Source organism: Photorhabdus aballayi (genome assembly GCF_026153155.1).
Taxonomy (GTDB): Bacteria; Pseudomonadota; Gammaproteobacteria; order Enterobacterales; family Enterobacteriaceae; genus Photorhabdus; species Photorhabdus luminescens.
In genome coordinates this window covers 56,288-67,916 of sequence record NZ_JAPFCD010000001.1, presented here as the reverse complement: position 1 = coordinate 67,916, position 11,629 = coordinate 56,288, and the positions used below count along the sequence as shown (strand labels likewise).

General features: G+C 43.5%; 11 protein-coding genes and 1 other annotated feature. All 11 genes read right to left on the bottom strand.

Translation table 11 applies throughout. The features are described from left to right. Positions 1-3: 3 nt before the first annotated feature. Positions 4-978 carry an undecaprenyl-phosphate 4-deoxy-4-formamido-L-arabinose transferase gene (gene arnC, locus OO184_RS00095; RefSeq protein ID WP_265377463.1) on the bottom strand — a complete coding sequence of 325 codons (975 nt, stop codon included), beginning with the start codon at positions 976-978 and terminating at the stop codon, positions 4-6. After that, positions 979-2,124 carry a UDP-4-amino-4-deoxy-L-arabinose aminotransferase gene (arnB, locus tag OO184_RS00090; protein WP_265377462.1) on the bottom strand — a complete coding sequence of 382 codons (1,146 nt, stop codon included), beginning with the start codon at positions 2,122-2,124 and terminating at the stop codon, positions 979-981. 164 nt (positions 2,125-2,288) lie between these two features. Beyond that, the gene (btuD, locus tag OO184_RS00085) at positions 2,289-3,035 is read right to left on the bottom strand and encodes a vitamin B12 ABC transporter ATP-binding protein BtuD (protein ID WP_283256180.1); all 747 of its coding nucleotides are present in this window, start codon (positions 3,033-3,035) and stop codon (positions 2,289-2,291) included. A gap of 34 nt (positions 3,036-3,069) precedes the next feature. Continuing rightward, complete coding sequence (btuC, locus tag OO184_RS00080; protein ID WP_265377647.1) at positions 3,070-4,077, bottom strand: vitamin B12 ABC transporter permease BtuC; 1,008 nt, start codon at positions 4,075-4,077, stop codon at positions 3,070-3,072. Positions 4,078-4,142: 65 nt separating this feature from the next. Continuing rightward, positions 4,143-4,439, bottom strand: coding sequence for an integration host factor subunit alpha (ihfA, locus tag OO184_RS00075; protein WP_011146885.1), 297 nt, complete (start codon positions 4,437-4,439; stop codon positions 4,143-4,145). A gap of 4 nt (positions 4,440-4,443) precedes the next feature. After that, positions 4,444-6,831, bottom strand: coding sequence for a phenylalanine--tRNA ligase subunit beta (gene pheT / locus OO184_RS00070; protein ID WP_265377460.1), 2,388 nt, complete (start codon positions 6,829-6,831; stop codon positions 4,444-4,446). A gap of 15 nt (positions 6,832-6,846) precedes the next feature. Next, positions 6,847-7,830: a phenylalanine--tRNA ligase subunit alpha gene (pheS, locus tag OO184_RS00065; protein WP_265377459.1), complete on the bottom strand. Its 984-nt coding sequence runs from the start codon at positions 7,828-7,830 to the stop codon at positions 6,847-6,849. A gap of 88 nt (positions 7,831-7,918) precedes the next feature. Further along, positions 7,919-8,043, bottom strand: a sequence feature (Phe leader region). Between the two features lie 99 nt (positions 8,044-8,142). Further along, entirely contained in the window at positions 8,143-8,499 is a 357-nt protein-coding gene (gene rplT / locus OO184_RS00060) for a 50S ribosomal protein L20 (RefSeq protein WP_265377458.1), read from the bottom strand. A 40-nt stretch (positions 8,500-8,539) separates the two neighbouring features. Continuing rightward, the gene (gene rpmI, locus OO184_RS00055; protein ID WP_011146889.1) at positions 8,540-8,737 is read right to left on the bottom strand and encodes a 50S ribosomal protein L35; all 198 of its coding nucleotides are present in this window, start codon (positions 8,735-8,737) and stop codon (positions 8,540-8,542) included. Positions 8,738-8,834: 97 nt separating this feature from the next. After that, the gene (infC, locus tag OO184_RS00050) at positions 8,835-9,374 is read right to left on the bottom strand and encodes a translation initiation factor IF-3 (RefSeq protein WP_071647077.1); all 540 of its coding nucleotides are present in this window, start codon (positions 9,372-9,374) and stop codon (positions 8,835-8,837) included. A 3-nt stretch (positions 9,375-9,377) separates the two neighbouring features. Beyond that, positions 9,378-11,306, bottom strand: a complete 1,929-nt coding sequence (gene thrS / locus OO184_RS00045; RefSeq protein ID WP_265377457.1) for a threonine--tRNA ligase — start codon at positions 11,304-11,306, stop codon at positions 9,378-9,380. Positions 11,307-11,629 lie beyond the last annotated feature (323 nt).

Here is an 11,629-nt window from a genome sequence, read left to right as displayed (position 1 = left end):
TTATTACTCTTCCTGGTTGTCGTTGGTCTTTTTATTTCCGACCACTTTTTGAATAAAATAACGGGGGCGTGCACGAACATCGTTATAGATACGGCCTATGTATTCACCTAATAAGCCCATTGCGACGAACTGTGCGCCAATAAACATGAAAAGGATGGCAAATAGAGTAAATACCCCTTCTGCTGCCCATATAGCACCGAAAATCAGACGTAAAACCACCAATAATACAGCCAGCAAAAAACCAGAAACTGCAATCACACTGCCTACTACACTCAGAAAACGCAACGGTGCTGTTGTCAGGCAGGTCAGCAAGTCATACATCAGATTAATCAGCTTCATGAAGCTATATTTGGAATCACCAAATTCACGCTCCGCATGAGCGACATCAATCTCAATGGTTTTACGGGCAAAAGTATTTGCCAAAATAGGAATAAAGGTGCTGCGCTCATGACACTGCAACATGGCGTCAACAATATGGCGACGGTAGGCACGAAGCATACAGCCATAATCGCCCATAGAACGGCCTGTTACCTTAGTAATCATCGCATTGATGATTTTTGAAGCTGTTTTACGAAACAGAGAATCCTGCCGATTAGCCCGGCGGGTACCCACGACGTCATAACCCTGTTCAGCCGTTTTAACAAGACGAGGAATCTCTTCTGGCGGATTCTGCAAATCAGCATCGAGCGTAATAATTAAATCGCCATTGACCTGATTAAACCCCGCCATAATCGCTGAATGTTGGCCATAATTACGATTAAGTAAAATTGCAATAACATGATTTTCAGATTGTTCCGCGGCCTGAATCAGAATTTCCGCCGATTTATCACTACTGCCATCATCAACAAGAATAAGCTCATATTCCTGAGTCAATTGTTTACAAGCTGCTAAGGTTCTTTCTAATAAAAGGGGTAAACTTTCTTCTTCGTTATAAACCGGAATAACAACAGAAACTTTTTTAATTTGTTCAAATAACACTTATCTGTGCTCCGAAATAATTTCTTTTAAAGCATCAATAACATAATCCACATCGTCATCACTCATATCAGGAAAGAGCGGCAATGAACAAAGTGTTACTGAATTCCACTCTGATTCGGGTAATGACAATTTCGGATACCGATCCCGATAATATTTTTGTGTATGCACAGCCCTGAAATGCAAACCCGTACCAATATTTTTCTCTTTCAAACGCGCCATTAACGTATCGCGATCAATGCCACAAACATCCTTATCAACCCGCACCATAAATAGATGATGAGCATGCATATGCTCGTAATCAGGCACACTTAACATCTGCAAAGGCGAATCTTTTAATGCCGCTGAATAACGGGCGACAATTTGCCGACGGCGAATATTCATTGATTCCAATTTACTTAATTGCACAACAGCAATCGCAGCATGAATATCAGATAAATTATATTTGTAACCCGGTTCTACAACTTCCGCCTGTGGTCGCCTGCCCTGAATTTGACGATCAAAAGCATCAACACCCAATCCATGAAACTTTAGACACCGAATTCGTTCAACAAGTTCACTATTATCAGTAGCAATTAAACCCCCTTCCGCACAGGTGACATTTTTTATGGCATGAAAAGAGAAAATCGCCGTGCCGTGCTCACCAATCCATTCATTCTTATAACGGGTTCCTAATGCATGAGCTGCGTCTTCAATCAATGGAATACCTGCATCCTGAGCAATCCCACGCAATGCATCTAAATCACAAGGCGCACCAGCATAGTGAACCGGAATAATCGCTTTGGTTTTGGAAGTAATCGCCTTTTTCACTGTCTGCGCGTCAACCATTAAAGTATGACGATCAACATCAATCATGATCGGTTCAGCACCAAGCAAACAGATCATATTTATTGTGGAAACCCAAGTTTGAGATGGTGTGATCACTTCGTCACCAGGGCCAATTCCCAACGCCATGAGTGTCAGATGCATACCCGCCGTTGCAGAGGCCAATGCAACCGCATATTTGCAGCCAAACATGCGGCAAAAGTCCTGTTCCAATTGATGATTTTGAGGGCCTGTTGTAATCCACCCCGAACGAAGAACCTTCTCTACTGCCTGAATTTCTTCATCACCTATCGCAGGACGAGAAAATGGAAGAAAACGATCCATAAAACACAGTCCAATTCATTCATAATATGACAATATATTAGATGACTATATTTGAACGAATCGTAAACACAGGTATGATTTAGCAAATTAAGTGGAAATTACTATAAATCCACGATACGTACAGATTCACGGTAGGTACAGTAAGACTGGACTACATTAAGGCATTAAGGTAAGAAAACCCGCCAATATTTATCTGCCCTTTCTGGTATGCATTTGATCTCAGCAGCAAAAACTCTAGAGAGCGTGTTTTCTTTCATTACTTCATCCGGTTTTCCATTCGCAACCAGTGATCCATTAGCGAGCAACCAGATCCGATCAGCTTTATCATAGCTATGATTTAGATCATGACCACTCATGACTACGGCTCCACCGAGTTCACAAAATTTCTTGATCAACAGATCAAGTGCTGCTACCTGAGTGATATCAAGATTATTCGTAGGTTCATCCAAGAGCAATAATTTGCCCTGCGAATTGATTGATGGCCAAACTTGTAAAAAAACCCCGGTTAATCGCACTCTTTGCCATTCACCACCAGATAGATTGCCTACAGGTGTCTCCAGAAGCTTTCCTAATTTAAAAAAGGAACAAAGTTCTGCCAACACGCCGTCACAATTAACAAGATGGGCAGCTAAGTGCAGTTGTAAATATTGAAAAACCGGCATTATTGGCACAGAAGAAATTTGCTGGCTAAGCCATGCTCTGTGCCTGGCTAATTGGCAGTGACTATATTGATTAAGACACTTTTGTTGCAAATTGATTGCGCCACTATAGGGTAAAATACCGGCCATACAGGCCAATAGTGTACTTTTTCCTGAACCATTCGGCCCAATGAGATGTACCTGTTCACCTTGTTGTACCAACGCTGTCAGAGGCATTAATCGGTTTCTTACTGATACTCGACTGAGAGCCATCAATTGATTGGTCTCTTGCACATTATCCACTTTCTTAACCCCAGTCTCTGACTCTCAATAATAACCAAATGAATACTGGCGCCCCCAATGTTGCAGTTACAACGCCAATCGGTACTTCTGCATTATTCAAGCTAAGGCGAGAAAACAAATCCGCCAGCAATAATCCACAACCACCGGAGAGAACACAGGCAGGCAGTAGTGTTTTATAATCTGTCAGGCCGCATAAACGCAAAATATGTGGAATGACTAAGCCAATAAAGCTGATTGTTCCAGCAAGTGCAACACTTAACCCTACTAATAACCCAACAGCAAAGACAAATAGATTACGCCAATAATAAAGCGAGATACCCAACTGTTGAGCCTGTGTTTCTCCCAGTGAAAGAAAATTAAGCACTTTTCCTTGCCTGCTCAACCAAATGATCAAGGGAAACAAAGCGACTACCAACCATTGCTGCCTCCAGTCTATTCCACTGAAACTTCCCATCATCCAATACATTAACTGACGCAAGTCCAGGCTAGTACTGAAATAAACCATCCAGGTCATTAATGCGCCAGAAACGACGCCAAAAGCAACTCCCACCAACAACAAACGGGCATTATTCAGATAACGCTTTCTTGAAAAAGTCAGCAATATCATTGTGACAGTCAGCGCTCCGAGCACAGCGCTAAGACTTAATAACCAGAATGGCGCAATACCATGAAACATTAACACCAGAAACACCACCACCACGCCAGCGCCATTACTGACCCCCAATAGCCCAGGTTCCGCCAACGGATTCTCAAACAGCGCCTGCATTACGGCCCCCGCCACCGTTAGACTCGCACCCACAGCAACGACAGCTAATACACGGGGAAAACGCAACTGCCACACAAACAATTGACCTGTTTCAGAAAACCATGTATCAGGCCAGATCCAATTTTCTCCGGCACAGAGTGAGAGAAAAAAAACCAATAGAAATAAACACATGAGAATTGCCAGAAAGCGATAATCACGTCTTTTCTGGCGAGTCACTAATTCAGCGATGGAATAAGCGGGTTGCATGGAAGTCAAGCTCATGAGGGCGGATTCGTTTAAGAAAAAGGCCGCTATTGATGCGGCCTTTTTGATTATTCTTTAGGTGTGGCTTTCTCAACCCTGCTTTTTAACTTCTGACCAGGACGGAATGTCACTACTCGGCGAGCTGTAATCGGAATGTCCTCACCAGTCTTAGGATTACGCCCCGGACGTTGGTTTTTATCCCGTAAATCAAAGTTGCCAAATCCAGACAATTTTACCTGCTCACCATTCTCCAAAGAACGACGCACTTCTTCAAAGAATAATTCAACCAGATCTTTAGCATCACGTTTGCTAATTCCCAGTTTCTCAAACAGATTTTCTGACATTTCAGCTTTAGTAAGCGCCATAAGTTCAGTCCCTCAAGGATGCTTGGAATCGCTGTTTCAGCACTGCAACACATTTATTAATTGTCGCAGCAATCTCTTCTTCTTCCAGTGTACGCGCGGTATCCTGCAAGATAAAACTTATAGCAAGGCTCTTATGACCCTCTGCTACACCTTTACCACAATACACGTCAAACAAGTTTATGCCAACTATATGATTTACGCCAACTTTCTTGCACTCAGCCAAAACATCTTCTACAGCAACATTTTCAGGCACCACGATCGCGATATCACGACGGTTTGACGGGAAACGTGAAATCTCTTTCGCGTCAGGAACCACGCGGCTTGCCAGCTTGTTCCAGAGTATTTCGAATACTACGGTGCGACCATTTAAGTCAAGTTTGCTTTCCAATTCTGGGTGAACAACACCGATATATCCGATGTATTCATTTTCCAAATAAATCCCGGCGCTCTGACCCGGGTGCAACGCAGGATTTACATCTGCTCTAAAAGAAATCTTAGATAATTTTCCGGTTAACTCCAGAGCAGCTTCCAAATCGCCTTTCATATCGAAGAAATCAACAGACTGTTTTTCCAGTGACCAATGTTCTTCAAAACGATTGCCGGTAATGACTCCCCCTAACATCAGCTCCTGACGAATGCCCTGCTCCGCATTTTCATCAGGAACAAAACGCAAGCCAGTTTCAAACAAGCGCACACGGTTTTGCTGGCGGTTTTGGTTATATACCACCGTCGTTAGCAAACCAGTCAGTAGTGATAAGCGCATTGCTGACATATCTGCTGAAATTGGGTTAGGTAGCATCAACGCTGGTTGCTGTGGATGTAACAGCGCCTGAATTTTAGGATCAACAAAGCTATAAGTAATCGCTTCTTGATAACCTCTGTCAACAAGCATGGTTTTAACACGTTGCAGGGAAAGATCCGCTTCACGATGTTTTTTCATGATAAGATCTGCACGCATCGGTACATCTGGAATATTGTTGTAACCGTAAATACGGGCAACTTCTTCCACCAGATCTTCTTCCAGCTCCATATCAAAACGCCAGCTTGGCGCAACCGCTTGCCAGCAATTTTCCTGAATAGTGACTTTGCAACCTAAGCGGTTCAAAATGTCACCAACTTGTTCATCAGGTATATAATGACCAATCAAACGATCTAATTTTTCACGACGTAATGTGATTGTCGCAGGCTGTGGCAATTGAGATTCATTAGTAACATCAATAATCGGACCGGCTTCACCACCACAAACATCAATCAACAGTTGAGTTGCTCTCTCTATTGCTTTGTGTTGTAACTGAGGATCAACGCCACGTTCATAGCGGTGAGAAGCATCAGTGTGTAAACCATAGCGACGAGCACGGCCAGCTATCGCTAAAGGGGCAAAAAATGCACACTCAAGTAAAATATTTTGCGTCTCTTCATTCACACCTGAATGTTCGCCGCCAAAAATGCCTGCCATTGCAACAGCTTGTTTTTCATCAGAAATAACTAATGTATCAGCAGAAAGATTAGCTTCTGTGCCATCCAGCAGCACCAATTTTTCACCCTGCTTAGCCATACGCACAGTGATTGAACCATTCAGACGTTCCAAATCAAACGCATGCAACGGTTGGCCCAATTCAAGCAAGACATAGTTAGTCACATCGACAATCGGGTCGATGGAACGAATACCACCACGACGTAATTTTTCACGCATCCACTGTGGTGTTGCTGCTTTTACGTTAATGTTTTTAATTACTCGTCCCAGGTAACGTGGGCAAGCTTCTGTTGCTTCAACACGAATAGGGAAAACAGCATCTGTTGTCGGTTTTACTGCCTCAATTTGCGGCTCAGATAGTGGCATTTTATTAGCAACTGCCACATCACGGGCGACACCTATAATACTCAGGCAGTCAGCGCGATTAGGTGTAATACTGATTTCAATGACTTGATCATCCAGTTTCAGATATTCACGCAGATCAACACCTAAAGGAGCATCTACTGGCAATTCAATAATACCGTCATGGTCCTCAGAAATACCCAGTTCAGAGAAAGAACATAGCATCCCTTCAGAAGGCTCACCTCGCAGTTTTGCCGCCTTGATTTTAAAATCACCCGGTAGCACAGCACCTACGGTCGCTACTGCAACTTTCAGCCCTAAACGGCAATTTGGCGCACCACAAACAATGTCCAGCAGTCGTTCACCACCTACATTCACTTTTGTTACCCGTAGCTTATCCGCATTTGGATGCTGGGCACATTGAACAACTTCACCGACAACCACACCATGAAATTGACCGGCAACGGCTTCAACACCATCAACTTCCAGGCCTATCATGGTGATTTGATCAGATAATGCTTCACTGCTAATGGCTGGATTTACCCATTCGCGTAACCAGAGTTCACTGAATTTCATGAGATATTCCCGCCTTTATTTAAACTGTTTAAGAAAACGCAGATCATTTTCGAAGAACGCACGCAAATCAGTTACACCGTAACGCAACATTGTCAGGCGCTCCACCCCCATGCCAAAGGCAAAACCAGAATAAATTTCAGGATCAAGGCCAACATTACGCAACACATTAGGATGAACCATACCGCAACCTAACACTTCCAACCATTTGCCGTTTTTACCCATTACATCAACTTCCGCCGAAGGTTCTGTAAATGGAAAGTAAGAAGGTCGGAAACGAACCTGCAAATCTTCTTCAAAAAAGTTAGTCAGGAAATCGTGCAACGTTCCTTTCAGATTAGTAAAACTAATATCACGATCAATAATCAAACCTTCTACCTGATGGAACATAGGTGTGTGTGTCTGGTCGTAGTCATTACGATATACACGGCCTGGCGCAATGACGCGAATTGGCGGCTGTTGATTGTGCATAGTGCGAACCTGAACACCAGAAGTTTGAGTACGCAATAGACGTTTAGCATCAAACCAAAAAGTATCGTGATCAGCACGCGCAGGATGATGGGCAGGAATATTTAATGCATCGAAATTATGATAATCATCTTCAATTTCAGGGCCTGATTCTACAGAAAACCCTAATTCACCAAAGAAAGTTTCAATACGCTCTATTGTACGATTAACCGGATGTAATCCACCATTTTCCATACGGCGACCCGGCAATGATACATCAATCTTTTCCGCTGCTAAACGGAAGTTCAGAAGGTCAGTCTCCAGTTTTTCTTTACGGATATTCAGAACTTCCAGGACTTCTTGCTTCGCCTGGTTAATTACCGCCCCTGCTGCTGGGCGTTCTTCGGCCGGCAGATCACGCAGCGATGACATTTGGAGAGTTAAATGGCCTTTTTTGCCTAAATATTCAACACGTACCAAATCCAACGCAGCAACATCCTGGGCATCTTCTACGGCTGCTCTTGCTTTGGCAACCAGTTCAGAGAGATGTGGCATCGTTTTCCTCTTCCTTCGGCCTAACGGCCTGCTAGTAATGATCGTTAATGACCCTATATACCTGTTTCTGTTTTTTTACTGTAATAAAAACAAAAAAGCCTCCACAACGGAGGCTCAGGCGCTACTTTTCGTTTCTTTTCTTACGCGCAAAGCCCCCTGAATTTAGGTGCTAAAGTAAAAAAAGATGCGAAAAAAAGCTAAAGGCATAATGTTGGTTCTCTCGGAAAAAACTCTTCTTTTGGCAACGACGCGCTAGTCAGCCGTTGAAAACAAAGTAAAAGAGGGAGCATGCTCCCTCTTAACTACCCTAACTTATGCCAGAGTGCTCTTCGCTTTTTCAACTAAAGCAGCAAACGCTACTTTGTCAAACACAGCGATGTCAGCCAGGATCTTACGGTCAATTTCAATAGAAGCCTTTTTCAGGCCATTGATGAAACGGCTATAAGACAGACCATTCTGACGTGCAGCAGCGTTGATACGTGCAATCCACAGTTGACGGAACTGACGTTTACGCTGACGACGGTCACGGTAAGCGTACTGCCCTGCTTTGATTACTGCCTGGAAGGCAACACGGTAAACGCGCGAACGGGCACCATAGTAACCTTTCGCTTGCTTTAAAATTTTCTTGTGACGTGCACGGGCGACAACACCACGTTTTACGCGAGCCATATACTTCTCCTATCGTCTCTGAGTTCTAATCTAAAATTGCTTACGCGTATGGCAAGCAAGCAACAACCAGGCCCAGATCACCTTTGGAGACCATGCCCTTTGGACGTAAATGACGTTTACGCTTGGTTGATTTCTTAGTCAGAATGTGACGAAGGTTAGCGCGCTTACGCTTAAAACCACCACTTGCAGTTTTTTTAAAGCGTTTAGCGGCGCCGCGTACTGTTTTAATCTTTGGCATTTTAATTTCCACTTCGCATTGTGAATTACAACGAATTAGTCAGGCGAATAAGCCCCAACCAGATGAACCGACTGGAGCTTATTACTTGATTGCCTAACTATTTCTTCTTAGGAGCGAGCACCATTATCATCTGACGGCCTTCAATCTTCGAAGGGAAGGATTCAACTACCGCCAGTTCATCCAGATCGTCGCGGATGCGGTTAAGCATTTCGACGCCAATCTGTTGGTGCGCCATTTCACGCCCACGGAAACGCAGGGTGATTTTGGCTTTATCGCCATCTTCCAGAAAACGAATCAGGTTGCGTAGTTTGACCTGATAGTCGCCTTCATCTGTACCAGGACGGAATTTGATTTCCTTAACCTGAATAACCTTTTGCTTTTTCTTCTGCTCTTTGATCGACTTACTCTTCTCATAGAGGAACTTGCCGTAGTCCATAATACGGCAAACCGGCGGCTCGGCATTCGGGCTGATTTCAACTAAATCAACATCCGCTTCCTCAGCTTTTTCAAGAGCTTCCCTCAGACTGACAATGCCAATCTGCTCGCCATCTAAACCTGTTAAACGAACTTCAGAAGCGCGAATCTCTCCATTAATGCGATTAGGACGCGCTGTTTGAATTCTTTTTCCGCCTTTAATACCTTATTCCTCCAATTGATGAAGATTGCGACTGCGTATTTCTATCAGCAGTTTTTCGATGAACTCGTTAACATCAATGCTGCCTAAATCTTTACCGCGGCGGGTACGAACGGAAACTTTCCCTGATTCGACCTCTTTTTCACCACAGACAAGCATGTAGGGAACACGACGCAGAGTGTGTTCACGGATTTTAAAGCCAATCTTCTCGTTTCTCAAGTCTGCTTTTGCACGAATGCCTGCATCTTGAAGTTTTTTTACTAATTCCTGTACATAATCAGCCTGATTATCGGTGATATTCATCACCACTACCTGCTGTGGAGCAATCCATGTTGGGAAGAATCCCGCATACTCCTCAGTTAGGATGCCGATAAACCGTTCCAGCGAACCCAGAACCGCACGGTGAATCATTACAGGAACCTTACGTTCATTATTTTCACCTACGTAGGACGCACTCAAACGACCTGGTAGTGAAAAGTCGAGCTGCACAGTACCACATTGCCACGCACGATCCAAACAATCATGCAAAGTAAATTCAATTTTCGGTCCGTAGAAAGCACCTTCACCTGGCTGATATTCAAATTGCACGCCATTTTCTTGTAGCGCTGCCGCCAGAGCTTCTTCCGCTTGATTCCATTGTTCCTCAGTACCAATGCGCTTTTCCGGACGGGTTGACAGCTTAACCACGATCTTTTCAAAACCAAAAGTGCTGTAAACGTCATACACCATCTTAATGCAACTGCTGACTTCCCGGTGAATTTGCTCTTCTGTACAGAAGATATGAGCATCATCCTGAGTAAAACCACGAACACGCATCAAACCATGTAATGCCCCTGATGGTTCATTACGGTGACAACTACCAAATTCAGCCATACGTAACGGCAAGTCACGATAGGATTTTAAGCCTTGATTGAAAATCTGAATATGCCCTGGGCAATTCATCGGCTTAACGCAGTATTCACGGTTCTCTGAAGAAGTGGTAAACATATGCTCACCGTAGTTTTCCCAGTGACCCGTTCTCTCCCACATAACACGGTCCATCATGAACGGACCTTTAACTTCCTGATATTGATATTCTTTCAGTTTAGTGCGAACAAAAGTTTCCAGCTCACGGAAAATAGTCCAACCATCGTTATGCCAGAATGCCATACCCGGAGCTTCTTCCTGCATATGGTACAGATCTAACTGTTTACCAATCTTACGATGGTCACGTTTAGCCGCTTCTTCCAAACGTTGCAGATAAGTATTGAGCTGTTTCTTATCAGCCCACGCAGTACCGTATATTCGTTGCAACATTTTATTGTTGCTATCGCCACGCCAATATGCCCCTGCGACTTTCTGCAATTTAAAATGGTGGCAGAAACGCATATTTGGCACATGTGGGCCACGGCACATGTCAATATATTCTTCATGATTATAGAGGCCCGGACGATCATCGCGGCTGACGTTTTCATCCAAAATCTGTACCTTATAATCTTCACCACGAGCGACAAAGGTATCACGCGCTTCTTGCCAACTTACCTTTTTCTTGATGACGTCATAGTCTTTCTTGGCAAGTTCCAACATACGTTTTTCAAGCAGCTCAATATCTTCCTGCGTCAAAGCACGGCCAATATCAACATCATAGTAAAAACCATTATCAATAATCGGACCAATAGCCATTTTCGTATCTGGCCATAATTGTTTAATCGCATGGCCTAGCAGATGAGCGCATGAATGGCGGATAATTTCCAGCCCTGCATCATCTTTACTAGTGATGATGGCAAGATTTGCATCTGAATCGATTAATTCACAAGCATCCACTAACTCACCATTTACGCGACCAGCAATACAGGCTTTCGCTAAACCTGGACCAATATCACAGGCAACATCCATTACAGAAACGGCACGGTCAAACTGGCGTTGGCTACCGTCAGGAAGAGTAACAACAGGCATTTAAAATCCTTATCTACAGTGGTGACCCACACGAAAGGTCACTTGAAGGAGTTTGATATTCAACTAAAATAACGATTTAAATTATTATCTCGTCAATCCATTAAAGTTTGGTACTAAAATTGGCACACAATGTAAAAAGTGACTACCTTCAATACCGAAACATCGCGAAAATATACCATCAACAACCATTCAGGTCACGGCGATGTTTAGCATAGGTACAATCATTTGCACTTATTTATGCAAATGCACAAACTATAAAAAATAATTTTATAATGAAATAATATGTTTGAGGAAAAACAGATAACACGCTCTTTAAAACACAC

Bases quoted from the DNA above. Each gene is read 5' to 3' on its own strand.
- arnB (WP_265377462.1), bottom strand. From the start codon at position 2,124: ATGGATCGTTTTCTTCCATTTTCTCGTCCTGCGATAGGTGATGAAGAA.
- btuD (WP_283256180.1), bottom strand. From the start codon at position 3,035: ATGGCTCTCAGTCGAGTATCAGTAAGAAACCGATTAATGCCTCTGACA.
- btuC (WP_265377647.1), bottom strand. From the start codon at position 4,077: ATGCAACCCGCTTATTCCATCGCTGAATTAGTGACTCGCCAGAAAAGA.
- ihfA (WP_011146885.1), bottom strand. From the start codon at position 4,439: ATGGCGCTTACTAAAGCTGAAATGTCAGAAAATCTGTTTGAGAAACTG.
- pheT (WP_265377460.1), bottom strand. From the start codon at position 6,831: ATGAAATTCAGTGAACTCTGGTTACGCGAATGGGTAAATCCAGCCATT.
- pheS (WP_265377459.1), bottom strand. From the start codon at position 7,830: ATGCCACATCTCTCTGAACTGGTTGCCAAAGCAAGAGCAGCCGTAGAA.
- rplT (WP_265377458.1), bottom strand. From the start codon at position 8,499: ATGGCTCGCGTAAAACGTGGTGTTGTCGCCCGTGCACGTCACAAGAAA.
- rpmI (WP_011146889.1), bottom strand. From the start codon at position 8,737: ATGCCAAAGATTAAAACAGTACGCGGCGCCGCTAAACGCTTTAAAAAA.
- thrS (WP_265377457.1), bottom strand. From the start codon at position 11,306: ATGCCTGTTGTTACTCTTCCTGACGGTAGCCAACGCCAGTTTGACCGT.